This is a genomic window from Streptomyces parvus, assembly GCF_032121415.1.
Lineage (GTDB): Bacteria > Actinomycetota > Actinomycetes > Streptomycetales > Streptomycetaceae > Streptomyces > Streptomyces globisporus_A.
The window spans coordinates 4,671,239-4,697,226 of sequence record NZ_CP135079.1 but is presented as its reverse complement, the minus strand read 5'-3'; the positions used below and the strand labels follow the sequence as shown (position 1 = coordinate 4,697,226).

Here is a 25,988-nt window from a genome sequence, read left to right as displayed (position 1 = left end):
GACGAGACGAAGGAGCGCCAGCGACATGGCGGGCACTGTGACGATGTACAGCACCACCTGGTGCGGCTACTGCCGTCGGCTGAAGAGCCAGATGGACCGCGAGGGCATCGCGTACAACGAGGTCAACATCGAGCACGACCCGGAGTCGGCCGCGTTCGTCGAGAAGGCGAATGGCGGAAACCAGACGGTCCCCACCCTGCTGATCGTGGCCCCCTCGGGCACCGAGTCGGTCATGACGAACCCCTCGCTCGCCCAGGTGAAGCAGGCCCTCGCCGCCTGATCCGCCGCCTGTCGCGCGTACCACTGCCCCCGGCACCGCCGGGGGCAGTCGTGTGTCCGGGCGGGGCGCGGACCTCAGGTGGTCCGCTTCACGGCCCCGGGCTTCGGGAGCGGCTTGCCGTACCAGAGCTCGATCAGGCGGGACGCGATGGAGATGCCGAACGGGGGCATGATCTCGCCGGATTCGAAGGCGGCGGTGAGGTCCTCGCGGGAGAACCAGCGGGCCTCCTCGATCTCCTCACCGTCGACGGTGATGTCGAAGGAGGTGGCCCGCGCCATGAAGCCGAGCATCAGGCTGGAGGGGAACGGCCACGGCTGGCTGGCGATGTACTCGACCTCGCCGACCGTGATCCCGGCCTCCTCGAACACCTCCCGGGCCACGGAGTGCTCGATCGACTCCCCCGGCTCGACGAACCCGGCGAGCGTGGAGAAACGGCCCTCGGGCCAGTGCACCTGGCGGCCCAGCAGCGCCCGGTCCTGGTCGTCGGTGACCAGCATGATGACCGCCGGGTCGGTGCGCGGGTAGTGCTCGGCCCCGCAGGCCTGGCAGCGGCGGATGTGGCCGGCCGCCGCGATGACGGTGCGCTCGCCGCAGCGGGAACAGAAGCGGTGGAGCCGCTGCCAGTTCTCCAGGGCGACGGCGTGCACCATCAGCCCCGCGTCCCGGGGGCCGAGGAGCAGGCCCGCCTCGCGGAGTCCGGCCGGGCGGGCCGACTGGTCCATGCGGCCGGGCAGCGAGTCCTTCTGGAGCGCAAAGTAGCTGACGCCGTCCTCGTCGGTGCCGAGGAAGTACCGGTGGGTCTCGGTGACCGGGGCCTCGAAGGCCGGGGTCATGACGATCTCGGTGCCCCCGTCGGGGGTGTCGTCGATCAGCACCTGCCCGCCGGAGACGACGAAGACGCGGGTCGTCGGGTGGCTCCACGCCACGGCCAGCCATGCCTCGTCGAGACGGTGGTGTGCCGCGCGGTCGATGCCGCTCGGTGCGGTGAGGCCGATCGGGCGGTCTGCGGTGGCGTTGTCGAAGGTGCTCACAGGTGCTTCCTACTCCCCCTGGGTGGATCGGATGTACGGAGGTGGGGCGGGGTTCATCGGCCGAGCGCCGTGGCCAGTTCGCCCCACAGGTGGGCGGTCGTCTCCACGCCCTTGAGCAGCAGGTCCAGCTCGACCTTCTCGTCGGGGGCGTGCCAGCCGTCGGAGGGTACGGAGATGCCGAGGAAGAGGACGGGGGCGCCGAGGACGTCCCTGAGATCGGCGGCCGGGCCCGAGCCTCCTTCCCGGGTGAAGAGGATCCTGCTTCCGAAGGCCCGGCCCATCGCGCGGGCCACGGCCTGGAGGGCGGGGTGGTCCAGCGGGGTCAGACAGGGGCGGGTGGCGGGCTGGAAGGCGATCCGGTGGCGGATGCCCGTTGGGATGCGGGACTCCACCCAGGCGCGGACGGTCTTCTGTACGTCGTCGGGGTCCTGGCCGTCGACCAGCCGGAAGCTGATCTTCACCAGGGCGGAGGAGGGGATGATCGTCTTGCTTCCGGCGCCCTGGTAGCCGCCGCCGATGCCGTTGACCTCGGCGGTGGGGCGGGCCCAGACGCGCTCCAGCGTGGAGTACCCGGCCTCGCCAGCCGCGACGCCCGACTTCGCGGTGCGCAGCCAGGTGGCCTCGTCGAAGGGCAGCTCGGCGAAGAGGGCCCGCTCGGTGTCGGTGAGGTCGGTGACCCCGTCGTAGAAGCCCGGGATCGCGACCTTCCCGTCCTCGTCGTGGAGGGCGGCGACCAGCCGGGCGATCTCGGTGGCCGGGTTGGGGACGGCCCCGCCGAACGATCCGGAGTGGATGTCCTGGGCGGGCCCGTACAGCTGGATCTCGCACTCGGCGAGGCCGCGCATGCCGGTGCAGACGGTCGGGGTGTCCTCGTCCCACATGCCGGTGTCCGAGACGATCACCGCGTCGGCGGCGAGCCGGTCGGCGTGCTGCTCGGTCAGGGCGCGGAAGTTCGGGGAGCCGGACTCCTCCTCGCCCTCGATCAGCAGCTTGAGGTTGACGGCGGGGGTGGTGCGGCCGGTCGCGGCGAGGTGGGCGCGGACGCCCAGGGTGTGGAAGAACACCTGCCCCTTGTCGTCGGCGGCGCCGCGCCCGTACATCCGGCCGTCCCGGATCACCGGCTCGAAGGGGTCGGTCGCCCAGCCGTCCTCGCGGGCGGCGGGCTGTACGTCGTGGTGGCCGTAGACCAGGACGGTCGGGGCCCCGGGGTCCTCGCTGGGCCACTCGGCGAAGACCGCCGGGGCGCCGGGGGTCTCCCAGATCTCGGCGACCGGGAAACCGGTCTCCTTGAGCTTGGCGCTCAGCCACTCGGCGCTGCGCCGTACGTCGCCGTCGTGCTCCGGCTGCGCGGACACGGAGGGGATGCGCAGCCACTCGGCGAGGTCGTCGAGGAAGGCGGCGCGGTGCTGTTCGGTGTACGTACGGACGGCGCTGTCCGGGGTCTCGCTCATGCTCCTGAGCCTATCCGTCCCCGGGGTCCGGCTCGTCCAGCAGGATCCGCTCCAGCTCGGCCCGGCCGGGCAGTCCCCGCGGACGGACGGTCTCGCCCGTGCGTACGTAGAGGAAGGTGGCGGTGACCGCGTCGAGCGGCAGATCGTGCAGCTCGGCCCAGGCCAGCCGGTAGACGGCGAGCTGGAGCGGGTCGGCGGTGCGGTGGCGGGTGGTCTTCCAGTCGACGATCTCGTAGGTGTCGCCCGTGCGGTAGACGGCGTCGATCCGGCCCCGGACCACCCGGCCCGCCAGGGTGATCTGGAAGGGGGTCTCCACCCGGTAGGGCGTGCGCCGGGCGTACGCGGTGCGCTCGAACGCCTCCTTCAGCTCGGCGAGGTCCCGCTCGTCGGCGATCTCGGCGTCGCTCTCGTCGCCGCCGGGCAGCTCGTCGGGGCCGAGCATGGGCAGTGGCAGCTCCTCGTACCGGGACTCGACCCAGGCGTGGAACCGGGTGCCCCGGCGGGCGGCAGGCTGCGGCGGGCGGGGCATGGGGCGGGCCAGCTCCTGGGCGAAGGCGTCGGGGTCCTCGGCGAGGCGGAGCAGCTGGGTGGCGGAGAGGGCGGCGGGGATGACCACCTCGCGCACGGTGGCGCGGGCGCGGCGCAGCTCTCCGGCGAGGGAGTCCAGGTCCCGGTCCCAGGAGGCGAGGGTGCGGGCCTCCTCGGGGGTGAGCCGGTCGGCCGGGTCTTCCGGGGCCGGCCGCTCCTTGGGGTCCTCCCGCGGGTGGCGGGCGGCCGGGATGTGCGGGGCGGGCTCGGTGTGCGGGGTCGTGTCCGCCGTGTCCGGGGCGGTCTCCGGGGGGCGTTCGGCGGGAAGCGCGTCCCAGTCCCAGTCCTCGTCGGGCGGTACGTCGTCGAACGCGCCCTCGTGAAGCGGTACGTCGTCCTCGAACGCCGGTACGTCACGGGGGTCGGGCCCGTACGCCGTCGCCCGCTTCTCCCCCTGGACGGCCATGCGCTCCAGGTGGGCCAGCACCGTGTCGCGGGCGGCGCGGCGGCGGGCCAGGGCGTCGGCGTCGAGCGGGAGCGGCCAGGCCAGGTCGGCGTCGCGCTCCGCGAGGGCCGGGTTCTCCTCGTCCTCGGCGGGCTCGTCCACCCACGCCTCGATCTCGCCGTGGCCCGCGGCGCAGTGCTCGTACAGCGCCTCCAGGAAGGCGGACGGGCCGCGTGTCCGCTTCTGGGACGGGCCCCACCAGTGGCCGGAGCCGAGGAGGAGGGAGCGGGGGCGGGTGAAGGTGACGTAGCCGAGGCGCAGTTCCTCCGTGTGCTGGTGCTCCTTCATCTCCTCCTTGAACGCCTTGATCCCCTTGGCGTCGTACGTTTCCAGAGCCGGGAGCGTCGCGGCGTCGCCGCGCAGGGCGTGCGGGAGCACCTTGGCCTGGGCGGTCCAGGCGTCCCGGGACTGGCCGCTGGGGAACTGGCCGGTGACCAGCCCGGGGACGGCGACGACGTCCCACTCCAGGCCCTTGGACTTGTGGGCGGTCAGCACCTTGACGGTGTTCTCGCCGCCGGGCAGCGCGTTGTCGAGCCCCTTCTCGTACTGCGCGGCGGTCCGCAGGAAGCCGAGGAAGGCGAGCAGCGACGCCTCGCCGTCCAGCGAGGCGAACCGGACGGCTGTGTCCAGGAAGTTGGCGAGGGTCTCGCGGCGGCGGGCGGCCAGCGCCCGCGGGGACGCGGACAGCTCGACCTCCAGACCGGTGGCGGCCAGGACCCGGTGGAGCACATCCATCAGTGGGTCCGCGAGCGAGCGGCGCAGGTCGCGCAGCTCCCGGGCGAGACGGGCGAAGCGGACGCGGGCCTCGGCGGAGAAGGGCAGCCCGTCGTCGGCCGCGTCCCCCGCGATCAGGAAGGTGTCCAGCGCGTCCGCGAGCGATATCACCTCGGCCGGGTCCGTGCCCTCGACGGCCTCCGCGAGCCGCTGGTCCGCGTCGGCGTCGCCCGCGTGGCCGGCCCGGTGCACCAGGAGGCGGGCGCGGCGGCCGAGGAGCGCGAGGTCGCGGGGGCCGATGCGCCAGCGCGGTCCGGTCAGGAGGCGGACCAGCGAGGCGTTGGCCCCCGGGTCCTGGAGGACCTCGCAGACGGCGACCAGGTCCGCGACCTCGGGCAGGTGGAGCAGTCCGGCGAGGCCGACGACCTCGACCGGGATGTCCCGGGCGACCAGGGCCGCCTGGATCTCGGGGAAGTCCCCGGCGGTACGGCACAGGACGGCGATCTCGCCGGGCGGGGTGCCGGTGCGCACGAGGTGGGCGAGGGAGTCTGCGAGCCAGTCGATCTCCTCGGTGTGCGTACGGAGGAGGGCGCAGCGGACCACGCCGTCGCGCTCGGCGCCCGGCGCGGGGCGCAGCGCCTCGACCCCCTCGTGCATCGCGCGCAGCGGGGCGGCGAGGCCGTTGGCGAGCTGGAGGAGACGGCCGCCGCTGCGCCGGTTCTCGCTGAGGCTGTAGCGGGTGGCGGGGGTGCCGTCGGCGTGCGGGAAGTGCTCGGGGAAGTCGTCGAGGTTGGCGACGGACGCGCCGCGCCAGCCGTAGATCGCCTGGCAGGGGTCGCCCACGGCGGTCACCGCGTGGCCGCCCGCTCCGGACTCCGTACCACTGCCGAACAGCGCCGAGAGCAGCAGCCGCTGGGCCACCGACGTGTCCTGGTACTCGTCGAGGAGGACGACCCGGAACTCCTCCCGCAGGATCCTGCCGACCTCCGGCCGGGTCAGGGCCAGCTCGGCGGACAGCGCGATCTGGTCGCCGAAGTCCAGCAGGTCCCGGCTGCGCTTGGCGGCCCGGTAGCGCTCGGTGAGGCCGAGGAGCGAGCGGCGGGCCTCGGCGGCCTCGGGGATCTTGCGCAGGTCGGCGTTGCTGAGCTTGGCGGTGGCCAGCTCCCGCAGCAGTTCGGTGTCGTACGTCTCCAGCGTCCCCGGCCGTACGAGGTGTTCGGACAGCTCCCCGTCGAGCGCGAGCAGATCGCTGACCAGGGTGGAGAAGGACCGGGTGAGCGTCGGATACGGGCCCGGGGCCTCGCGCAGCACCTTCGCCGCCAGCTGGTAGCGGGTGGCGTCGGCGAGGAGGCGGGTGGAGGGCTCCAGGCCGATGCGCAGGCCGTGCTCGGTGAGGAGGCGGCCGGCGAACGCGTGGTAGGTGGAGATGGTGGGCTCGCCCGGGGGGTTGTCCGGGTCGATGACGTCGGGGTCGGTGACCCCGGCGGCGATCAGCGCCTTGCGGACGCGCTCGGCCAGCTCGCCCGCCGCCTTGTTGGTGAAGGTGAGGCCGAGGACCTGCTCGGGCGCGACCTGTCCGGTGCCCACCAGCCAGACCACGCGGGCGGCCATCACCGTGGTCTTGCCCGACCCGGCTCCGGCCACGATCACCTGCGGGGCGGGCGGCGCGATGATGCAGGCCGTCTGCTCCGGGGTGAACGGAATCCCGAGGAGCTCCTTGAGCTGCTCGGGATCGGTGATGCGTGGGGACACCCGGACAACGGTAACCGGGACCGCCGACAACCCGGCCCGCACCGGACGCGGGCGGCTACTCCACCACCTGGCGTCCCTCCGGCTGTGCGCTGCACGAGGACCGGAAGGTGCAGTGGGAGCAGTGGGTTCCGGTGGTGGGCGTGAACCGTTCGTCCAGGACCTTCCCGGCGGCGGTGGCGAGCAGATCGGAGACCCACTCCCCCGCAGGCGGTTCCTGGGCCTGGACCTTGGGGAAGGCGTCGCCGCCCTCCTTCTTGGGGGCGGGCTGACGGAGCTGGACCAGTTCGGCGCCGCCCGGCTCCGGGCGGGTGCCGTCGAAGACCTCGTCGACCGCGCCCTCGCGGACGGCGAGCTGGTAGACGGCGAGCTGGGGGTGGGCGGCGACCTCGTCCTTGGTGGGGGTGCCCTTGCCGGTCTTGAAGTCGACGACGTACGCCCGGCCCTCGGCGTCCCGCTCGACCCGGTCCATGGAGCCCCGGATGCGGACGGCGTACTCCCCCGCCTCCAGCGTCACGTCGAAGTCGTGCTCGCTCGCGGTGGGGGTCCGGCCGCCCCGGTCCAGGACGTGCCAGTTGAGGAAGCGTTCCAGGGCGGCGCGGGCGTGCTCCTTCTCCTGCTCGGACTTCCAGGGGGCGTCGAAAGCGAGGCCGTTCCAGACGGAGTCCAGGCGCTCCATCAGGACGTCCAGGTCGGCGGGGGTCCGGCCGGAGGCGACCTCGTCGGCGAGGACGTGGACGACGTTGCCGAACCCCTGGGCGGCGGTCGCCGGGGCGTCGGCCTTCACCTCGCGGCCCAGGAACCACTGGAGGGCGCAGGTGTTGGCGAGCTGGTCCAGGGCGGAGCCGGAGAGGGTGACGGGTTGGTCGCGGTCGCGCAGCGGGACGGCGGAGCGGGTCGGCTCCTCCAGCCCCCACCAGCGGTACGGGTGGGCCGCGGGCACCAGCGGCTGCCCCTCGTCGTCGGCGAGCGCGGCGAGCCGGGCGAGGCGGTGGGCGGCGGCCTCGCGCAGCGCCTCGGACGCGGCCGGGTCGACGGTGGTGGCGCGCAGCTCGGCGACGAGCGCGGCGACGGCGAGGGGGCGGCGCGGGCGGCCGGTGACGTCGCGGGGTTCGACGCCCAGTTCGGTGAGGAAGCGGGAGGGCTGGTCGCCGTCGTCGGCGGGGGCCTTCACGGCGGTGACGATCAGGCGCTCGCGGGCGCGGGTGGCGGCGACGTAGAAGAGGCGGCGCTCCTCGGCGAGGAGGGCGCCGGGCGTGAGGGGTTCGGCGAGCCCGTCGCGGCCGATCCGGTCCGCCTCCAGGAGGGAGCCCCGGCGGCGGAGGTCGGGCCAGAGCCCTTCCTGGACCCCGGCGACGACGACGAGCCGCCACTCCAGGCCCTTGGAGCGGTGGGCGGTCATCAGTCGTACGGCGTCGGGGCGGGCGGTCCGCCGGGAGAGGGTGTCGGCGGCGATGTCCTGGGCGTCGACCTCTTCCAGGAAGTTGAGGGCCCCGCGCCCGCCGGTGCGCTCCTCGGCGCGGGCGGCCGTGTCGAACAGGGCGCACACCGCGTCGAGGTCGCGGTCGGCGTTGCGGCCGCCCGCCCCGCCGCGCAGCGCGGCCCGCTCCAGCCTGCCGGGCCAGGGGGTGCCGTTCCACAGGGTCCACAGGGCCTCCTCGGCGGTGCCGCCGCCCTCCAGGAGCTCGCGGGAGTGGCGCAGGAGCGCGCCGAGGCGCTGCGCGCCGTGGGCGTACGCCGGGTCGTGGGTGACGAGGCGTTCGGGCTCGGCGAGGGCGCGGGCCAGCAGCTCGTCGGAGGGGGCGGGGACCCGGATCCCGGCGGCGCGCTCCTCGTCGCGCAGGGCGCGGCCGAGGCGGCGCAGGTCGGCGGCGTCCATGGAGCCGAGCGGGGAGGTGAGGAGAGAGAGGGCGGTCTCGGTGTCGAGCCAGGAGGGTGCCGCGCTCCCGCCCTGATCCGCCTCCGGCTCCGGGGAAGGTGGGGGCAGCGCTGCCGTCGCCACCGCCCGCAGGGCCGTCAGCAGCGGGGCGACGGCCGGTTCGTGGCGCAGCGGGAGGTCGTCGCCGTCGACCTCCAGGGGAACGCCGGCGGAGGTGAGGGCGCGGCGGACGGCGGGCAGCGAGCGGCCTCCGGCCCGTACCAGCACGGCCATCTCCTGCCACGGAACCCCCTCCTCCAGGTGGGCGCGGCGCAGCAGGTCCGCGATGTTCTCCAGCTCCGTGGACGCGGTCGGGTAGGTGTACGTCTCGACGCGGCCGCCGTCCCGGACGGCGTGCAGCTCGCGGTGGGCGCGGACCGTGTCGGCGGGCAGCCGGTTCAACGGCATCCGGCGGGTGAGCAGCCGGGTCGCCGCCAGCAGTCCGGCCCCGGAGCGGCGCGAGGTGGTGAGCACGCCCACGGGCGCGGGGGTCCCGTCCGCCCGGCGGAAGGTGTCCGGGAAGTCGAGGATGCCGTTCACATCGGCACCCCGGAACGTGTAGATCGACTGGTCGGGGTCGCCGAAGGCGATCAACGTCCGCCCGGCGCGCGCGCCCTCCCGGTTCCCACCCTCACCCTCGCCGTGCCCACGGGCGTGCTTTGGAGCGCGCCCCCGGTTCCCGGCCAGCGCGTGCAGCAGGCGCACCTGGGCGGGGTCGGTGTCCTGGTACTCGTCGACGTACACCGCGTCGTACCGGCCGGCCAGCTCCGCGGCCACCTCGGGGCGCTCGGCGAGCAGGACCGCGCGGTGCACCAGCTCGGCGTAGTCCAGGACGCCCTGGGCGTCGAGGATGTCGAGGTACTCGGCGAGGAACTGGGCCGCCGCACTCCAGTCGGGGCGGCCGGTGCGGCGGGCGAAGTCGGCCAGCGCGTCCGGGCCGAGGCCCAGCTCACGGCTGCGGGCCAGCACGGCGCGCACCTCGTCGGCGAAACCGCGCGTGGTCAGGCAGGCGCGCAGCTCGTCCGGCCAGCGGACCTGGGCCAGGCCCTCCTTCTCCAGGTCGAGCTGGCCCGCGAGCAGTTCGCGGACGGTGACGTCCTGCTCGGGCCCGGAGAGCAGGCGCAGCGGATCGGCGAACAGGTCGGCGTCCTGGTGGGCCCGGACCAGGGCGTAGCAGTACGAGTGGAACGTGGTGGCCTGCGGACCCCGGGCCGCCCCGAGGCGGGCCGCCATCCGGTCGCGCAGTTCGACGGCGGCCTTGCGGCTGAAGGTGAGGACGAGGATGCGGGCGGGGTCGCCGCCCCGGTTCACCCGGGCCGCGACGGATTCGACGAGGGTGGTGGTCTTGCCGGTGCCGGGTCCGGCGAGGACCAGCAGCGGGCCGCCGGGGTGATCAACCACCGCGCGCTGGCCTGCGTCCAGGAGGGGGGGCACCACGGATCCCGGCGGAGTACGCACCAGTCGGTACGCACCCGTGGTCCGCGGCCGTGACTCACGGCGCGGACTGTGCCGGGTGGAGGAGGAACTCACGTGGATCGCCGGTCCTGGTGGGTGTACAGGTGATGAGGAACAGGTTCGGGGCAGTCGGGACGGCCCGAGGAGAGGGGCGGAGCGTGCCGCGCGATGACGACGCTACGCCAGCGGTGGCGCGGGAGGCGGCGGCTGCGCTGCGTCCCTCGTCACGTACGTGGCCGCGTCGGGCCGCTGCTGCCGGGGGCGCATGGCGGAAGCTGTCAGGTGTGAGCTTTCTCGCCCGGCCCGCCGTCGCCCGGACCGCCCTTCTCCTTCGCGTCGCCGCCGGCACCGCCCGCGCCGTCGTCGCCCGTGCCGCCCGGGTGCCCGCCGCCGTCCCAGCGGGCGCGCCGCATGTCGACGCGCGGGATGTGTCCCTCCGCGTGGCGGGACGCCTCGCGGAGCGGGGTGGACTCCGCACGGTAGTGGTCCAGCGCCCGCAGCTCGTGGGCGGGGAGCAGCGTCCCGTCGGCGCGGACGACGCGCCACCACGGCACGGCCGACCCGTACAGCGCCATGACCCGGCCGACCTGGCGGGGGCCGCCCTCGCCCAGCCACTCCGCGATGTCGCCGTACGTCATCACCCGGCCGGGCGGGATCAGCTCGGCCACGTCGAGGACGCGCTCCGCGTACTCCGGCAGCTCCGGGTACTCCGGCGGTCCGGCTCCGGGCGGAGCGGTGCCGGAGCCGCCCCCGTCCGTCTGGTCCTGGCTCATCCGCCCCATCCTGCCGTACGCCACCGACAGCCCGGCCGAAACGGTGCCCGTCCGGGTACACAGCGTGCACGCGGGGGCAAAGGAGCGTATGTTGCGCTTCCCGCGCCCGTGCGATGCACCCTGATGCCCCCCTCTGTCTACGGGCCGTGCCACCATCATGCGGGCGGTGACCGGTGATACCAGAACACGAAGACGAACCAGAGGCGACGAAGGAGCAGGGCGTGCAGCCACCGAAGGCGGCGGACGCCTCCGATGCCGGGGAGCGCCCGCAGAGTGCTCCCGACTCCTCCGCGTCGCCCGGCGCCACCGCCGGGCCGTCCCGTGCCGACGGCCCCACGGCGTCCACCACCGGACATCTGGCCGGCTCGACGCTCGCCTCCGCCGAGGCCGCGCTGACCGACCGCGTCTCGGGGGACGAGCCGCTGCTCCCCGCCCGGGTGCACCGCCCCTCCGACCTGATGCGGCTGCTCATCGGGGTGCTCGCGATCGCGGTGCTGTTCTCGATCGCCGCTTTCGCCCAGGGCACCACCACCGGCCTCGAGGACGACATCTCCAAGGGCACCGAGCAGGCGCCCGATCTCCTGATCAAGATCGCCGGTCTGGTGTCCAGCATCGCCGTGCTGCTGGTCCCGGTCGCCTTCGCCATCGAACGCCTCATCAAACGTGACGGGCTGCGCATCGCGGACGGGGTGCTCGCCGCCGTCCTCGCCCACGGGGTGACGCTCGCGACCGACCTCTGGGTCTCGCGGACCGCCCCCGGCACCATCCAGGACGCGCTGACCCAGCCGCAGACGGCCGGCGGCCTGACCGACCCGGTGCACGGCTATCTCGCGCCCGTCATCGCGTACATGACGGCGGTCGGGATGGCCCGGCGGCCGCGCTGGCGCGTGGTGCTGTGGGTGGTGCTGCTGCTCGACGCGTTCGCGATGCTGGTCGGCGGGTACACCACCCCGTTCTCGATCATCCTCACCGTGCTGATCGGCTGGACGGTGGCGTACGGGACGCTGTACGCGGTCGGCTCGCCGAACGTCCGCCCCACCGGCCAGCACCTGATGGCGGGTCTGCGGCACGTGGGCTTCCGTCCGGTCGCGGCGATGCGCACCGAGGACACCCCGGACAAGGACAACGCCGACCAGGGCGACCGGGGGCGGCGCTATCTGGTCACGCTGGAGGACGGGCCGCCGCTGGACGTCACCGTCGTCGACCGGGAACAGCAGGCCCAGGGGTTCTTCTACCGGACCTGGCGGCGGATCACGCTGCGTACGCTCACCCAGCGGCGCTCGATCCAGTCGTTGCGCCAGGCGCTGGAGCAGGAGGCGCTGCTCGCGTACGCGGCGATCGCCGCCGGGGCGAACGCGCCCAAGCTGATCGCCACATCCGAGCTGGGTCCCGACGCGGTGATGCTGGTCTACGAGCACATCGGCGGCCGGTCGCTGGACCAGATGGAGGACGAGGAGATCACCGACGATCTGGTGCGCAGCGCCTGGCGTCAGGTGAAGGCCCTCCAGTCGCGGCGGATCGCGCACCGCAGGCTGACCGGCGACGCGCTCCTGGTGGATCGTTCCGGCAGGGCGTTCGTGACGGATCTGCGCGGCGGCGAGATCGCCGCGGGCGATCTGGTGCTGCGGATGGACGTGGCCCAGCTGCTGACCACGCTGGGGCTGCGGGTGGGGGCCGAGCGGTCGGTCGCCGGGGCGCTGGCCGTGCTCGGCCCGGACGCGGTGGCGGACTGCCTGCCGCTGCTCCAGCCGATCGCGCTGAGCCGCTCCACGCGGGCGACGCTGCGCCGGATCGCCCGCGAGCGTTCGCAGCGCGAGCGGGAGGCGGTGGTGGAGGCCTCGCAGGCGGCCAAGCAGGCGCGGGCGGAGCAGGCGAAGGCCGAGCAGACGGCGGGCAGCCCCGCGGCCGGGTCCAAGGCCGAGTCCAAGGCCGAGCGGAAGTCGCTGCGCACCGAGAAGCAGGCCGAGAAGCGCGCCATCGACGATGCGCTGGAGGAGGCCCGCGAGGAGGATCTGCTCGCCCAGATCCGCCGTCAGGTGCTGCTGATCCGCCCACAGGCCCCGGTCGAACCGGTCCGTCTGGAGCGGATCAAGCCGCGCACCCTGTTCAGCTTCATCGCCGGGGCCATCGCCGCGTACTTCCTGATCTCGCAGGTCACCCAGGCCGACTTCGGGACGGTCGTGGAGCAGGCGGAGTGGGGCTGGGTGGCGGCCGCCCTCGGTTTCTCGGCGCTGAGCTATGTGGCGGCGGCGATGAGCCTGCTGGGCTTCGTGCCCGAGCGGGTGCCGTTCCTGAAGACCGTGCAGGCGCAGGTGGCCGGCTCGTTCGTGAAGATCGTGGCGCCCGCCGCGGTCGGGGGCGTGGCGCTGAACACCCGCTTCCTCCAGCGGGCCGGGGTGCGCCCCGGTCTCGCGGTGGCGAGCGTCGGCGCGTCGCAGCTCTTCGGGCTCGGCGCCCACATCATGCTGCTGGCGCTGTTCGGCTATCTCACGGGTACGGAGAAGACACCGGACTCGCTGACCCCGTCCCGGACCGTGATCGCGGGTCTGCTGACGGTCGCGGTGCTGGTGCTGGTGGTGACGGCGATCCCGTTCCTGCGGAAGTTCGTGGTGACCCGGGTGCGCTCGCTGTTCGCCGGGGTCGTGCCCCGCATGCTGGACGTGGTGCAGCGGCCGCAGAAGCTGCTCACCGGCATCGGCGGCATGCTGCTGCTGACCGGCCTGTTCGTGCTCTGCCTGGACGCCTCGATCCGGGCGTTCAGCGGGCCGGACGTCCCCCAGCTGAGCTACGCGAGCATCGCGGTGGTCTTCCTCGCCGGGAACGCCCTCGGCTCGGCCGCCCCGACGCCGGGCGGTATGGGTGCGGTCGAGGGGGCCCTGACGCTGGGCCTGATCGCGGTCGGGCTGCCGAAGGAGGTCGCGGCGCCCGCGGTGCTGCTGTACCGCGTGATGACGCTGTGGCTGCCGGTGCTGCCGGGGTGGCTCGCCTTCAACCAGCTGACCCGCAAGGGCGAGCTGTAACCGGAGGGCCGAGCCGGCCCGCGAGGTCGCGCGGTGATCCGGCCCGGGCCGACGGGAGCGATGGTGCCCGCTCGGCGGCTGAGCCGCTCACCCCCGCGCGGACCGCGCCCGCCCGGCTGCCGGTGCGGCACCGGCCCCGCCGCCACCCGCATGGACCGCGCCCGGCCGCGCTCCCCGGCGGCCCGCCGCACGATGGGGACATGAGGACTTCCCCCGCTCTGCGTGCCGCCGCCCTCGCCGCCACCGCCACCGTGCTGCTCCCGCTGGCGGCCTGTTCGGACGACGGCGACGGGGAGGGGGCCTCGACGCCCACCGGGGCATCGACCGCCTCACCGACGGCCACCGCCGACGACCTGTCCTCGCAGAAGCTGGAGTGGTCCCCCTGCCCTCCCCCGAACACGGCGCAGGGCGGCGGCGAGTCACCGTCCCCGCTGCCCGGCGGTGTGGTGTGGGAGTGCTCCTTCATGGACGTACCCCTCGACTACGCGAAGCCGGACGGCCGCACGATCGAACTGGCTCTGGTCCGGGCCGAGGCGAAGGACCAGCAGCGGCGGATCGGCTCGCTGGTGTTCAACTTCGGCGGCCCCGGCGCGTCCGGCGTCGCGACGCTGCCCGCGTTCGGCACCGAGTACGACAGACTCCGCACCCGCTACGACCTGGTGAGCTTCGACCCGCGCGGGGTCGGCCGCAGCGAGGGCGTCCAGTGCGCGGACGACGCCCAGTTGGACGCCTTCTACCAGGAGGACTCCACCCCGGACGACGCGGCCGAGGAGAAGCAGTTCGTCCAGGGGCAGAGAGACTTCATCGCGGACTGCGAGGAGAACTCCGGCCCCGAACTCCCCTTCGTGGGCACGACGAACGCCGCCCGCGACATGGACCTGCTGCGTACGGTGCTGGGCGACGACAAGCTGCACTACTTCGGCATCTCGTACGGCACCGAACTGGGCGGCGTGTACGCCCACCTCTTCCCGGACAAGGTCGGCCGGGCGGTCTTCGACGCGGTGGTCGACCCCACGAAGAACGCCGAGCAGTCCTCCCTCGGCCAGGCCGAGGGGTTCCAGCTCGCCCTGGACAACTTCACGAAGGACTGCGCGGAGCGCGACGACTGCGCCCTGCCCGGGGCCACCCCGCAGGAGGTCGAGCAGGGCATCGCCGATCTTCTGGGCGAGCTGGAGGAGGAGCCCGTCGACGGGCTCGGCGACCGGGCCCTGACGCAGACGCTGGCCACCACCGGTATCGCGTCCGCGCTCTACTCCCAGGAGACCTGGCCGCTGCTGGAACAGGGCCTGGACGAGGCGGGCGGCGGGAACGGCGGGCTGCTGCTCGCCCTGGCCGACTCCCTCAACGGCCGCTCGGAGGACGGGCGGTACGACAACTCCAACGCCGCCAACATCGCCATCAACTGCGCCGACTCCAAGCAGCGGTTCACCCTGGAGCAGACGAAGGCGGCACTGCCCGAGTTCCGCAAGGCGTCCCCGCTGTTCGGCGAGTACCTGGGCTGGGGGCTGATGAGCTGCACCGGCTGGCCGGTGGCGGGCGCCTGGGAGACCCCGGACGTCAGCGCCACCGGGTCCGCGCCGATCCTGGTCATCGGCAACACCGGTGACCCGGCGACCCCGTACGCCGGCGCGAAGGCGATGGTGCAGCAGCTCGGCAAGGGCGTCGGCGTGGAGCTGACGTACAAGGGCGAGGGCCACGGGGCCTACAACAGCAAGGACGCGTGCGTGCAACGGGCCGTCGACGGCTACCTGTTGAACGGCCGCGTCCCGAAGTCCGGCACGGTCTGCGGCTGAGCCGCCCGCCGACGACCAGTGCGCCGGGCGCGGGCTCCTGGTCACCGCCAAGGACGAGGGAAGACCCGCGGACGGCCTCCGGCACGGCGAAGGGGCCGGTCCGCGGTGTGTGGACCGGCCCCTTCGAACGTCGTGCGGGTACTAGTAGACAGGCTTCTCGGGCTCGATCTGGTTGACCCAGCCGATCACGCCGCCGCCGACGTGCACCGCGTCGGCGAAGCCCGCGGACTTGAGAACCGCGAGGACCTCGGCGCTGCGGACACCGGTCTTGCAGTGCAGGACGATGCGCTTGTCCTGCGGGAGGTCCTGGAGGGCGTTGCCCATGAGGAACTCGTTCTTCGGGATCAGCTTCGCGCCGGGGATCGAGACGATCTCGTACTCGTTCGGCTCGCGGACGTCGATGATCTCGATCTTCTCGTCGCCGTCGATCCACTCCTTGAGCTGCTTGGGAGTGATCGTCGCGCCGAGCGCCGCCTCCTGCGCCTCCTCGGACACGACGCCGCAGAAGGCCTCGTAGTCGATGAGTTCGGTGACGGTGGGGTTCTCGCCGCAGACCGCGCAGTCGGGGTCCTTGCGTACCTTGACCTGGCGGTACTGCATCTCCAGGGCGTCGTAGATCATCAGCCGGCCGACCAGCGGGTCGCCGACCCCGGCGAGCAGCTTGATGGCCTCGGTGACCTGGATGGAGCCGACGGACGCGCAGAGCACGCCCAGCACGCCGCCCTCGGCGCAGGAGGGGACCATGCCCGGCGGCGGGGGCTCCGGGTAGAGGCAGCGGTAGCAGGGGCCGTGCTCGGACCAGAACACGGAGGCCTGGCCGTCGAAGCGGTAGATCGAGCCCCACACGTACGGCTTGTTCAGCAGCACCGCCGCGTCGTTGACGAGATAGCGGGTGGCGAAGTTGTCCGTGCCGTCCACGATCAGGTCGTACTGCGCGAAGATCTCCATCACGTTCTCGGCTTCGAGCCGCTCTTCGTGAAGGACCACGTTGACGTACGGGTTGATGCCCAGCACCGAGTCCTTGGCGGACTCCGCCTTGGAGCGGCCGATGTCGGACTGGCTGTGGATGATCTGGCGCTGCAGGTTCGACTCGTCGACCTCGTCGAACTCCACGATGCCGAGCGTGCCGACACCGGCCGCGGCCAGGTACATCAGGGCCGGCGAGCCGAGGCCGCCGGCGCCGACACACAGCACCTTGGCGTTCTTCAGGCGCTTCTGTCCGTCCATCCCGACATCCGGGATGATCAGGTGGCGGGAGTACCTGCGGACCTCGTCGACGGTGAGCTCGGCAGCGGGCTCGACCAGGGGTGGCAGCGACACAGGAACCTCAACAATGCAGGTGGTCGGATTCTACGCAGACCGACTTCTTACGGTCGACTACGTACGGTTGTTCTCCTCGTAACACTGCCACGCCCCTCCTCATTCCGAGATACCGGGTCCGATCCGCGAGACGATTTCGTCCCAGTACCTGGGCAGTGTCGCGAATGGATCGGTTTGCCCGTCCCGGTCGTCCCGGTCGGTGAAGAAGATCGTCCCGGCGCCCTGCCAGCGGGCGACCCGCATGGCCTCCTCCAGGTGGGTGCGCGGGACCCCGTGGACGAAGTGGGCGAACCGCTCCGGCGGGTAGTCGGCCGTCCACTCGGCCACCTGGGACCAGCGGTAGTCGGTCCACGGCCCCTGGAAGGTGACCAGTTGATCGGCCGCCTCCGCGTACCCGGGGTGCGGGTGGGTGCCGTGCCCCAGCACGAGGCGCCCCCCGCCGTCCTCGCTGTCGCTCTCCGCCAGCAGGGCGTGCAGGGTGCCGGTGAGCCGCCGTACGGCGGCCAGACGGGCGCGGTCGGCGGGGCAGCGGGCGAGGTAGAAGCCGCCGATGCGGTACCAGTCGATGAAGGACCGGGCGTCCGCGATCAGCTCCTCGAAGGGCCGCTCGCCGTGGGCCAGGTCGAGGTGGCCGAGCAGCCGGCCGCCGGAGGCACGGACGGCGTCGTCCGGGGCTTCGCCGTGCAGGGCGCGCTCGCGGGCGTTGTGCAGCCGGCCCGCCGCCTCCAGGCAGTGCGGGTCGGGCCGGGAGCCGGGGCCGTCGGCGATGTTGAGGACGGCCCAGTGCAGCGGGGTGCCGGGGCGGGCCAACTCGGCCCACTCGGCGGGGGCGAGCAGCGGGTGGGCGTAGCCCGGGACACCGAAGCCGAGCTGTTCGCCGCCCGCGGTCCTGCGGGCGTCGGCGGGGGCGGTCAGATACGGCACGCCGCCTCCATCCAGATGTCCGCGAGGGACTCCTCCAGGTTGATCCGGGGCCGCCAGCCGAGCCGGTCGCGCGCGGTGCGGACATCGGCCTGCTGCCACGCGCCGCAGCCGTCCGGATACGGGGACGGGGTGGCGGAGAGGTGTTCCATGACGGACTCGGCGGAGGTGCGGGGGGCCCCGATGGGCAGCCGCGGAGGGGGTGAGTCCAGTTCGTGGAGCGCGCCCGCGTAGCCGGCGACGCGGGCGAGCACGGCAGCGGCGTCACGGAGGCGGACGGCACGCCCGGTGCCGATGTTGACGACGCCCTGGGCGGCGGAGAGCGAGGCGGCATGGACGGCCCGTGCCACGTCCCGTACGTCGACGAAGTCCCGCTGCACGCCGAGCCCGCTGAGCTTGAGCTCGCCGTCGCCCGCCTGCATGGCCCGGCGCATGGCCTCGGCGAGCCGGCCGAGCGGGGAGCCGGCCGGGGTGCCGGGGCCGACCGGCGAGAAGACCCGCAGGACGACGGCGTCGAGGCCGGAGCCGAGGACGAGTTCGGTGGCGGCGAGCTTGCTGACGCCGTACGGGCCGCCGGGGCGCGGGACCGCGTCCTCGGCGGTGGAGGACCCGGGCTGCGAGGGCCCGTACTCGGAGGCGCAGCCGACCTGGACGAGCCGGGCCCCGCAGCCGCTGCGGCGCAGGGCCTCGCAGACCGTGGCGACGGCGACCGTGTTGTGCCGGGTGAGGTCCCGGGCGCCGCCGCGGGTGGCGCCCGCGCAGTTGACGACGACCCCGGGGTGGACGGCGTCCAGGAAGCGGGTGAGGGCCCCGGGGCTGCCGCCCGCGAGGTCGAACCGGACGTCTGCGTCGTCACCGCGCCCGAGGGCCGTGAGGTGAACGGCGGGGTCGGCGAGGAGACGGTCGGCGACGAAGCGGCCGAGGAATCCGTTGGCTCCGAGCAGCAGCACCCTCATCGCGCACCGCCTCGGTGCCGACGGCTCACTGCCGGTGCGGGGGATTGGGGGGTCATGGCGGGTTTCTCCTAGGTCAGTCAGTCGGTCGTACGGTGCCGGGCGGGGCCCGCGGCGTCGGCTCCGCGGGAGTGGTGCGGGGTGGTACGTGAGGGGGGCGGTGGTGCGGCTCGGGCTCCGGGTCCCTCAGGCCCGGGTGTGGGCGGAGGCCCGGGAGAGCGCGAGGGCGGCGTACAGCAGCAGCCCGAGCGCGCCCCCGCCGCAGGCGAGGGCGGACACGACCCCTGTCCCACCTGCCGAGACGAGGACGTCCACAGGCTGGGCAAGGGGATCGAGACCGGGGAGTCGGGCGGCGAGGACGAGGGCCGGAGCGGCGGCCTCGACGGCACAGGCGGCGGCAAGCGCGACGGTGCCCGGCTCGGGCAGCCCGTGTACGGCGAGCAGCCGGGCCAGGAAGAACAGCACCCCGAGGGCGACGGCCGCTACCGGCACGCCGCCCCCGCCGAGGCCGAGGTCGGCCAGGTACAGCAGGGGCAGCAGCGCAGTGAGGAAGAGGGAGACGGCCGCCAGGAGCAGGGGGCGCACGCCCGCGCCGAACTCCTCCAGGGCGCGGCTGCCGGACAGTTTGCGGTGGGCGCGGACGGTGAAGAGGTGGGCGCACCAGGCGGCCGGGGCGATGGCGGCGGCGAGGCCGAGCAGCGGGGCTGGGCTGCCGCCCCACGGGCCGTCCGGGCCGCCGGTCATGACCTGGGCGAGCAGCTCCTCGCCGTACACCGAGTAGCTGAGCAGCCAGCAGGCGTACATCCCGGCGCGGCCCGCCCCTTCGGGGGCTCTCAGTGGGCCGCGGCCCAGGCACGCCCGGAGCGCCAGGCAGGCGAGCAGCGCCCCGGCCACGGTGACGAGGGCCCGCGCCCCGTCGCCGAGGACGCCCTCGGTGACCCGGAGCGCCCCGGCGGTCGCGAGGCAGGCGGCCCCGGGGAGCAGGGCGAGGAGCGTCCAGGCGGCCCGCGCGTCGGTGTCGGGGCCGGGGCCCACCGTCCCTCCGGCGGTGGGATCGTGGGCCCGGGGCGGCATACGGGCGTACAGCTCCTCGGCGAGGGCGAAGACGTCCCGGTGGCGGTAGCGGGCGGCGGTGCGGTCGGTGAGTCCGCGGGCCTCCAGGCCGGCGGCGATCTCCAGCGGGTCCACGGCCCGTTCGCACAGGTCGCGGTGGTCGTGCAGCAGGGATTTCACCGGGTCGGCCGGGCCCCGCCGGGCGGCGGCGGCCGACGCACGGCGGGCCGAGGCGCGGGGCGGAATCGCCGCCGGGCGCTCCGGGGCGGCAGCGGGGGTCGTCGCCGGGTCGTCCGGACGGGTCATCGGGAGGTCTCCGTGGTCGTGAAGCGTCGGGCCGTGGGGGGCCGGGTCGTGGGGGGCCGGGTCACCGAGGGGCGGGTGGTCACGCATCGCCGTCCCCCGGCAGTCCTGCCGCGACCGCGCAGACGCCCTCGGGCTCCGGCTGCCGCGTGTGCTCCGGCTCGGGCTCGCCGGGCCGGTCCGGCAGGCGGGCTCCGGGCGGGGCGGCCCAGCCGGGTACGGCGGCCGCGGGGTCCTCCTCCGGCGGCCGGAGGTGGGCCCCGGGCTGGGTCCAGTGGCCGAGGAGGTGGGCCTCCGGCGGGGTGGCGAACGGCAGCGGGTCGCCGTGGGCGTCCACCGCGTCGGCCTCCCGGCGCACCGGGGTGTGCGCCATCAGCTCCAGGTAAATGCCGCGAAATGCCGCGAGATTCTGTTCGACGGTGAAGAGTTCGAGCGCGCGAGCCCGGGCGGCGGCGCCCAGCCGGGCCCGGCGCTCGGGGTCGCGCAGCAGCGCGACACAGGCGTCCGCGAGCGCCCTGGGGTTGCGCGGGGGGACCACCAGTCCGGTGCCGCCGATGACTTCGACGACCGCGCCCACGTCGGTGGAGACGGTGGCCCGGCCGCAGAACATGGCTTCGACGAGGCTGGCCGGGAAGCCCTCGACGGTGCTGGAGAGGACGATCACGCCGCCCGCCGCGTACGCCTCGGCGAGATCGGGGATCTCGGGGCCGCCGATCTCCTCGAAGGTGACCGGACTGCTGCCCTCGGTATGGGCGCCGGTGGCCTCGTCGGGGAAGAGCTGGGCGGCGAGGGCCGTGCAGTGCGCGAGGTAGGTGGCGGCCTCGTCGCCCTCCGCCGGGGCACCGAAGATCCGCAGCCGGGCGTCGGGCCGGGCGCGGCGGACCTCGGCGAAGGCGTGGAGGAGGGCGATCAGGTCCTTGGCGGGCTCGATCCGGCCGACCCAGACCAGCGTGTCGGAACCGTCCGCCTCGGTGTCCTCGCCCGCCGCGCCGAACCGCTCGGCGTCCTCGCCGACCGGGCCGAAGCGCTCCGCGGCCATGCCCGGGTAGACGGTGCGCTGCTTGGCGGGGTCGGCTCCGCAGCGCTGCTGCCAGCGGCGGACGTGGGTGTTTCCGGGGGTGACGAGCGCGGCCTGCCGGTAGATCTCGGTGGCGAGGCGGCCGTGGAACGCGGCGAGGAGGGCGCGGACGGGGGCTCCGTACGGGGTGCCGGACGCGGCGGCCAGGTAGTGCGCGCGCAGCGGGACGCCGTGCTCGGTGACCAGCAGCGGCACCCCGAAGAAGCGTTTGGCCAGGAGCCCCGGGAGGGCGGCCGCCCCGCCGGAGGCCGCATGGCAGAGATCGACCGCGCCGAGGCTCTCCTGGTCGTACCAGTCGAGCGAGAGCGGGCGCAGCGCGCGTTCCAGCTCGGCGGCGAAGGCGAGGTGGTCGGGGACGGTGGCGCTCCGCACGGTCCGGCCGGCGCCGTGGGCGTGGGTGGCCGCCTCCAGGATCCTCACCGTGGTCTCGGAGCGCAGGGCGAGATGGAGTCCGCCGCGCTCGCGGGCCAGCTCGGCCAGCCCGTAGAGCCCTGCGGTGAAGAGCTCGGCGCCGGGGCCCTCGCCCGCTTCCGCCCCCGGCCGGCCGGGAGTGCAGACGGCGGTGGCGAGCGCGGTGAGGTGCTCGGTGAAGCGCTTGCGGTCGCGCCGCCCGTAGGACTGCTCGCCGCCGGTCACCAGCCGGGCCAGCAGGCCGCGTTCCCCGCTGCCGCGCAGGGTGCCGTCCTCGGGGGTCCACAGCGGTGCGGTGCGCACCCGGCTGACCTGGTACGGCAGTTGGACCCAGCCCTGGGCCTCCTGATGGGCGGAGCGGCTCAGCGCGAACAGGTCGAACTCGTGCTGCGGCAGCCCGCGCACCAGTCGGTCGCACCAGAGTCTGGACTCACCGTTCGCATACGGATAACCACCGTCGGTGAGCAGTCCGATCCGCACGAGTACACCCCCGATCTCCCTTGTGGGCGGCCGCCGTTGAACCGGCGACTCACAGCGGGACGACCGTATGCGGATACGCCGGTGGCGCGACGGACGGTTGTCCGTCGCGCCACCGAAAGGGGTGAACCGTCGTAACTTTCCCGCACCGGTCGCGTTCCGTCGCGATACAGCGGTCGGTTGTCACGGAGGGTCAGGCCCGGGCCAACCCTGCTGGGCCGGCCGGCGGGCCCACGCGTGCTCGGGGATCAACCCTTGGGATGCACCCAGGGGTTGGGCTTGCACTTGATGCCTTCGAGTTCGAGGGTCTTGGTCTGCTGCTGCATGACCGGGGCGAGGGCGCCGGGCGTACGGCAGCTCACGTGGTTGTATCCGAGCCGGTGGCCGACCTCGTGGTTGATGAGCATCTGACGGTAGGGCAGCAGCTTGTCCGGGCCGAAGGTGGCGGCGCCCTGCGCCCAGCGATAGGCGTTGATCATGACGCGGTCTGTCGATGCGGAATCGCAGGAGACGTTGTCGATCGTGGTGTCCAGACCGGACTTGGCACACCAGTCGCCGGTGGTCCCGGGGCTGGCGAGCGTGATCACGAAGTCCGGCTGCCCCGACGAGATGCGCTCGAAGGTCATCGCGCCGTTGTGCGCCCAGCTCCGGTCGTCGTTGAGCGTCTTCTGCACGGCTTCGGCGAACAGACCGGCGTCGAGGCCGAGCCCCTTCTCCACGTCGATCCGGTAGCGGTGCTTCTGCCCCTTGCCGGGTGCCTTCGCCAGACCGGGCACCGCCTCGAACTCACCGGTCGCCTTCAGGTCGGCGGCGAGCGGATACGGCTGCGCCATCCTGGCCGCGTACGAGAGGGGCTTGACCTCGGGCTTGGGCGCGGGCTGCTCCGGGGTCGGGCGGGCGTCGGAGCGGGAGGCCTCGTCGCCGAGACCCTGCCGCTCCACCTCGGCGGCGCGCGCCGCCGCGGCACGGCCGCCGGAGTCCTCGGCGACCTGTCCGGCCACCACGACCGCGAGCACGGTGGTCACCGCGGCGGCGGCGATCCCGGTGAACGTCCGCCCCTTGCCGCCCCGGGACGCGGCCCGTTCGTCGGGCTCCGCCGCCTCCGTGTCGTCCGGGCCGTCCGGGCCCCCGGCCGACGGCGCGGACCCGGTCCCGGGGGCCTCGGCCTCGAAGGCGTCGACGAACTCCTGGCGCGGGCCCGGCACCGGCGGCCCGGCGGGCTGCTGATGCGCGGCCCGGCCGTCCGCGGCGCGCTGGGCCGCCCGCTGGGCGGAGACCTGGCGGGCCACGGCCTGCTGCCGGGCGGCGGTGTCCTGGGCCCCGAAGGTCCCGGCGGATCCGCCCGGCCCGTCGGCACACGGCCGGGCGTCGCCCGGGCGGCTGTCCGGGCCGGGGTACTGATGGGGCGCCTGCGGGCGGGGGGCGCCGTGCGGTGCGGGTGCGCCGGGCCCCTGCCCGTAGCGGGGCTGCGGCCCGGTGCTCCAGGTGCCGCCCCAGCCGCCGCCCTTCTCCTGCTGTTCGGGGTGGCCGCCGCGCACCTGCGGGGCGTCGGGCGAGAACGGGCCCTGCCCGTCACCGGTCAGCGGGGAGAACAGGTTCCGCCCGTCCGGCGTCGGTGCGGACGCGATCCGCCTGCGGCGGCCGGTGCCGGACGCGGGATGCGCCGCGGCGCGCTCGCCGCCCGGCTCCGCCGCTGTCGCGTCCGGGCGGATCGCCCCGGAGCCCTTTCGACTGTGTCGTCCCACGCCCCGGATCAGCTCCCGCCGCTATCGTCCAGCAGTTCCCGGAACGCCTGGGCGACCGCCTCCGGGTACTCCATCATCGCCACGTGCCCCGCGTCGGGCAGGGTCAGCAGCCGGGCGCCGCGGAAGGCCGCGGACGCCTTGCGTGCCATCCGGTACGAGACGAGCTGGTCCCGTCCGCCGTACACGAGCTGGGTCGGTGCGAGCACCCGCTCGGCCTGGCGCCACAGTCCGTGCTGGCCGCCCAGGGTGTACGCATCGACGATGCCCCGGGCCGAACGCGTCATCGCGTCCCAGAAGTACGGCAGCTCCAGCCGGCGCTCCATCTCGGCCACCGCATGACGGAAGGCTTCCTCGGAGACCCGTGCCGGATCGCCGTAACAGAGTGCCATGACTCCGCGCGTCCGCTGCTCCGCCGTCCAGTCCTTCGTGAGCCGGGCGAACAGGGAAGCGACCCCCGGCACCGCCAGCAGACCGGTCGGGACGGCCGGCCGCTGCACCCGCCACTCCGGCAGGGCGGGCGAGATCAGGGTGAGGGTGCGCACGAGATCGGGGCGGACGGCGGCGACCCGGGTGGCGACGGCGCCGCCCAGCGAATTGCCGAACAGATGGACGGGCCCCCGCCGCTCCGCGTCCAGCAGCCGGATCACCGCACGCGCGTGTCCGGTCACCGAGTAGTTGCCGTCGTCGGGCGGCGGCGAATCCCCGAATCCGGGCAGGTCGACCGCTGCTCCGTCGACCAGGTCGGACAGCAGCGGCATCAGCGCGGACCAGTTCTGCGACGAGCCGCCGAGCCCGTGCACGTACAGCGCGGGGGGCAGTCCGGTCCGGTCCCCCGGCCGGCAGCGGATGTTCAGACCGATCCCCGGCAGGGACACGGAGCGCAGCCGTTCGCCGTCGGCGACCCGGACAGCACTGACCGTGGGGGCCACCGCGGCGGCGGCGGCCTGGACACCCGGCAGCTCGGTCGAAGACATGCGCCAATGTTACGAGACGATCACGCACTGATTCATGTGTTCGCCGTCACAAGGCCGCATCGCGGGGTAGACGGGTAGCTCCTAGGCTTCAGAGAAAGAAAAGGGAAGGGAACTGCACATGCCGATCGACCCGAGCGACCCGGACACCTTCGAGAGCGCGGAGCCGGACGAGCCGGGGCCGGAAGCCCCGGAGGCCGACGCCGCCGAGCAGCGCACGGACGTCCGGCCGGAGCACGACGAGCGGGCGGAGGACATCGACCCGGCCACCGCCAACGAGGCCGACGCCGCCGAACAGCGCAGGGTGATTCCCCTCGACGAGGACGATTACCGCTGAAACGCCCCGGTTTACTCACGACCGCAAAGAACTGTGGCTTCCACAGCCGTCCGGTCCATGAAATTCTGCGTCCGCGCCGCGCATACCCGGGTTACCCAAAAGTACGATGGCTGTACGGCGCAGCGTGCACGGACCGGCTGTGCTGGAACACATATTTGGGAGGCGGCGTGACAGCCATCGAGCAGACAGAGGCGGCGCGCCCGCGGGGCACCCGCCTGCCCCGCCGCGCCCGACGCAACCAGCTGCTGGGCGCCGCACAGGAGGTCTTCGTCGCGCAGGGCTACCACTCCGCGGCGATGGACGACATCGCCGAGCGGGCCGGGGTCAGCAAGCCGGTGCTCTACCAGCACTTCCCCGGGAAACTGGAGCTCTACCTGGCCCTGCTCGACCAGCACTGCGAGTCGCTGCTCCAGGCGGTCCGCACGGCGCTGGCCTCGACGACGGACAACAAGCTGCGCGTCGAGGCGACGATGGACGCCTACTTCGCGTACGTGGAGGACGAGGGCGGCGCGTTCCGGCTGGTCTTCGAGTCCGACCTGACCAACGAGCCCGCCGTGCGCGAGCGGGTGGACCGGGTGTCCCTCCAGTGCGCCGAGGCCATCTCGGACGTGATCGCCGGAGACACGGGCCTGTCCAAGGACGAGTCCATGCTGCTGGCGGTCGGACTCGGCGGCGTCTCCCAGGTGGTGGCCCGCTACTGGCTCTCCAGCCAGTCCTCCATCCCCCGCGACACCGCCGTGCAGCTCCTCACCTCGCTGGCCTGGCGGGGCATCGCGGGCTTCCCGCTGCACGGCGTCGAGCAGCACTGACCCCTCCGGGCCGGGACCGCTGACCCCGTGTTCGCTGCGGGCGTTGCCGGTCGGGCCCTGAGCGCCGCTTCCGCCGGGCTAATGTGGCTGCGTACGGCGCGGTTCGCCGCGCAGGGACTGACCGTCGGAGGGACATAGCCGTGGAGGTCAAGATCGGGGTGCAGCACACGCCCCGCGAGATCGTTCTGGAGAGCGGGCTTTCCGCCGAGGACGTCGAGAGCGCGGTCGCCGCGGCACTGGGCGGCAAGGCGGAGCTGCTGAGCCTCACGGACGACAAGGGCCGCAAGGTCCTCGTGCCGGCCGACCGGATCGCTTATGTGGAGATCGGTGAGCCGACCACCCGGCGGGTGGGCTTCGGGGCGCTGTAGTCCACGGAGGCGTTGATCACAGGAG

18 protein-coding genes are annotated in these 25,988 nt (G+C 73.9%); 6 read left to right on the top strand and 12 right to left on the bottom strand.

What is annotated here, in order from left to right; all coding sequences use genetic code 11:
- The first annotated feature begins 25 nt into the window (after positions 1–25).
- Entirely contained in the window at positions 26–280 is a 255-nt protein-coding gene (locus tag RNL97_RS22300) for a glutaredoxin domain-containing protein (protein WP_006127421.1), read from the top strand.
- A 74-nt stretch (positions 281–354) separates the two neighbouring features.
- Here the strand turns inward: RNL97_RS22300 and nudC are convergent, their stop codons facing one another.
- The 5 genes from nudC to RNL97_RS22275 all read right to left on the bottom strand — a co-directional run bounded on the left by nudC (position 355) and on the right by RNL97_RS22275 (position 10,404).
- Positions 355–1,311 carry an NAD(+) diphosphatase gene (gene nudC, locus RNL97_RS22295; RefSeq protein WP_030576759.1) on the bottom strand — a complete coding sequence of 319 codons (957 nt, stop codon included), beginning with the start codon at positions 1,309–1,311 and terminating at the stop codon, positions 355–357.
- Positions 1,312–1,364: 53 nt separating this feature from the next.
- On the bottom strand, positions 1,365–2,762 hold the full coding sequence (locus RNL97_RS22290) for a dipeptidase (RefSeq protein ID WP_243315066.1): 1,398 nt from the start codon (positions 2,760–2,762) through the stop codon (positions 1,365–1,367).
- Positions 2,763–2,772: 10 nt separating this feature from the next.
- A complete protein-coding gene (locus RNL97_RS22285) occupies positions 2,773–6,261 on the bottom strand; it encodes a UvrD-helicase domain-containing protein (RefSeq protein ID WP_313751112.1) in 3,489 nt (1,162 codons plus the stop codon).
- A 55-nt stretch (positions 6,262–6,316) separates the two neighbouring features.
- Entirely contained in the window at positions 6,317–9,706 is a 3,390-nt protein-coding gene (locus RNL97_RS22280; protein WP_313751111.1) for an ATP-dependent helicase, read from the bottom strand.
- 203 nt (positions 9,707–9,909) lie between these two features.
- Entirely contained in the window at positions 9,910–10,404 is a 495-nt protein-coding gene (locus RNL97_RS22275; protein ID WP_313751110.1) for an MGMT family protein, read from the bottom strand.
- Positions 10,405–10,625: 221 nt separating this feature from the next.
- Between RNL97_RS22275 and RNL97_RS22270 the strand changes: the two genes are divergently transcribed.
- Entirely contained in the window at positions 10,626–13,424 is a 2,799-nt protein-coding gene (locus RNL97_RS22270) for a lysylphosphatidylglycerol synthase transmembrane domain-containing protein (protein WP_243315061.1), read from the top strand.
- A 200-nt stretch (positions 13,425–13,624) separates the two neighbouring features.
- Positions 13,625–15,217, top strand: coding sequence for an alpha/beta hydrolase (locus RNL97_RS22265; RefSeq protein ID WP_030576741.1), 1,593 nt, complete (start codon positions 13,625–13,627; stop codon positions 15,215–15,217).
- Positions 15,218–15,358: 141 nt separating this feature from the next.
- On the opposite strand, the gene moeZ is transcribed toward RNL97_RS22265, so the two are convergent.
- The 7 genes from moeZ to RNL97_RS22230 form a co-directional block, all read right to left on the bottom strand.
- Positions 15,359–16,537 carry an adenylyltransferase/sulfurtransferase MoeZ gene (gene moeZ / locus RNL97_RS22260; protein ID WP_243315059.1) on the bottom strand — a complete coding sequence of 393 codons (1,179 nt, stop codon included), beginning with the start codon at positions 16,535–16,537 and terminating at the stop codon, positions 15,359–15,361.
- Positions 16,538–16,636: 99 nt separating this feature from the next.
- On the bottom strand, positions 16,637–17,461 hold the full coding sequence (locus RNL97_RS22255) for a spherulation-specific family 4 protein (RefSeq protein WP_030576737.1): 825 nt from the start codon (positions 17,459–17,461) through the stop codon (positions 16,637–16,639).
- Positions 17,449–18,414, bottom strand: coding sequence for an NAD-dependent epimerase/dehydratase family protein (locus RNL97_RS22250; RefSeq protein WP_010061594.1), 966 nt, complete (start codon positions 18,412–18,414; stop codon positions 17,449–17,451). Before RNL97_RS22250 ends, RNL97_RS22255 begins: the two co-directional genes overlap by 13 nt.
- Before the next feature lie 183 nt (positions 18,415–18,597).
- Positions 18,598–19,770 (bottom strand): hypothetical protein, encoded by a 1,173-nt coding sequence (locus RNL97_RS22245; protein ID WP_243315056.1) that lies wholly within the window; start codon positions 19,768–19,770, stop codon positions 18,598–18,600.
- Positions 19,771–19,849: 79 nt separating this feature from the next.
- Entirely contained in the window at positions 19,850–21,736 is a 1,887-nt protein-coding gene (locus RNL97_RS22240) for a DUF3492 domain-containing protein (protein WP_243315054.1), read from the bottom strand.
- A 245-nt stretch (positions 21,737–21,981) separates the two neighbouring features.
- Positions 21,982–23,478 carry a DUF3152 domain-containing protein gene (locus RNL97_RS22235; protein WP_243315051.1) on the bottom strand — a complete coding sequence of 499 codons (1,497 nt, stop codon included), beginning with the start codon at positions 23,476–23,478 and terminating at the stop codon, positions 21,982–21,984.
- 8 nt (positions 23,479–23,486) lie between these two features.
- Positions 23,487–24,452, bottom strand: a complete 966-nt coding sequence (locus RNL97_RS22230; RefSeq protein ID WP_030576725.1) for an alpha/beta fold hydrolase — start codon at positions 24,450–24,452, stop codon at positions 23,487–23,489.
- Between the two features lie 118 nt (positions 24,453–24,570).
- Here RNL97_RS22230 and RNL97_RS22225 point away from each other — a divergent pair, with 118 nt between their 5' ends.
- The 3 genes from RNL97_RS22225 to RNL97_RS22215 all read left to right on the top strand — a co-directional run bounded on the left by RNL97_RS22225 (position 24,571) and on the right by RNL97_RS22215 (position 25,963).
- The gene (locus tag RNL97_RS22225; RefSeq protein ID WP_030576722.1) at positions 24,571–24,786 is read left to right on the top strand and encodes a hypothetical protein; all 216 of its coding nucleotides are present in this window, start codon (positions 24,571–24,573) and stop codon (positions 24,784–24,786) included.
- Between the two features lie 167 nt (positions 24,787–24,953).
- The gene (locus RNL97_RS22220; protein WP_006127402.1) at positions 24,954–25,595 is read left to right on the top strand and encodes a TetR/AcrR family transcriptional regulator; all 642 of its coding nucleotides are present in this window, start codon (positions 24,954–24,956) and stop codon (positions 25,593–25,595) included.
- 140 nt (positions 25,596–25,735) lie between these two features.
- Positions 25,736–25,963 carry a DUF3107 domain-containing protein gene (locus RNL97_RS22215; RefSeq protein ID WP_010061602.1) on the top strand — a complete coding sequence of 76 codons (228 nt, stop codon included), beginning with the start codon at positions 25,736–25,738 and terminating at the stop codon, positions 25,961–25,963.
- Positions 25,964–25,988: the final 25 nt, after the last annotated feature.

Bases quoted from the DNA above. Each gene is read 5' to 3' on its own strand.
- RNL97_RS22300 (WP_006127421.1), top strand. From the start codon at position 26: ATGGCGGGCACTGTGACGATGTACAGCACCACCTGGTGCGGCTACTGC.
- RNL97_RS22290 (WP_243315066.1), bottom strand. From the start codon at position 2,762: ATGAGCGAGACCCCGGACAGCGCCGTCCGTACGTACACCGAACAGCAC.
- RNL97_RS22275 (WP_313751110.1), bottom strand. From the start codon at position 10,404: ATGAGCCAGGACCAGACGGACGGGGGCGGCTCCGGCACCGCTCCGCCC.
- RNL97_RS22265 (WP_030576741.1), top strand. From the start codon at position 13,625: ATGAGGACTTCCCCCGCTCTGCGTGCCGCCGCCCTCGCCGCCACCGCC.
- RNL97_RS22250 (WP_010061594.1), bottom strand. From the start codon at position 18,414: ATGAGGGTGCTGCTGCTCGGAGCCAACGGATTCCTCGGCCGCTTCGTC.
- RNL97_RS22245 (WP_243315056.1), bottom strand. From the start codon at position 19,770: ATGACCCGTCCGGACGACCCGGCGACGACCCCCGCTGCCGCCCCGGAG.
- RNL97_RS22230 (WP_030576725.1), bottom strand. From the start codon at position 24,452: ATGTCTTCGACCGAGCTGCCGGGTGTCCAGGCCGCCGCCGCCGCGGTG.
- RNL97_RS22225 (WP_030576722.1), top strand. From the start codon at position 24,571: ATGCCGATCGACCCGAGCGACCCGGACACCTTCGAGAGCGCGGAGCCG.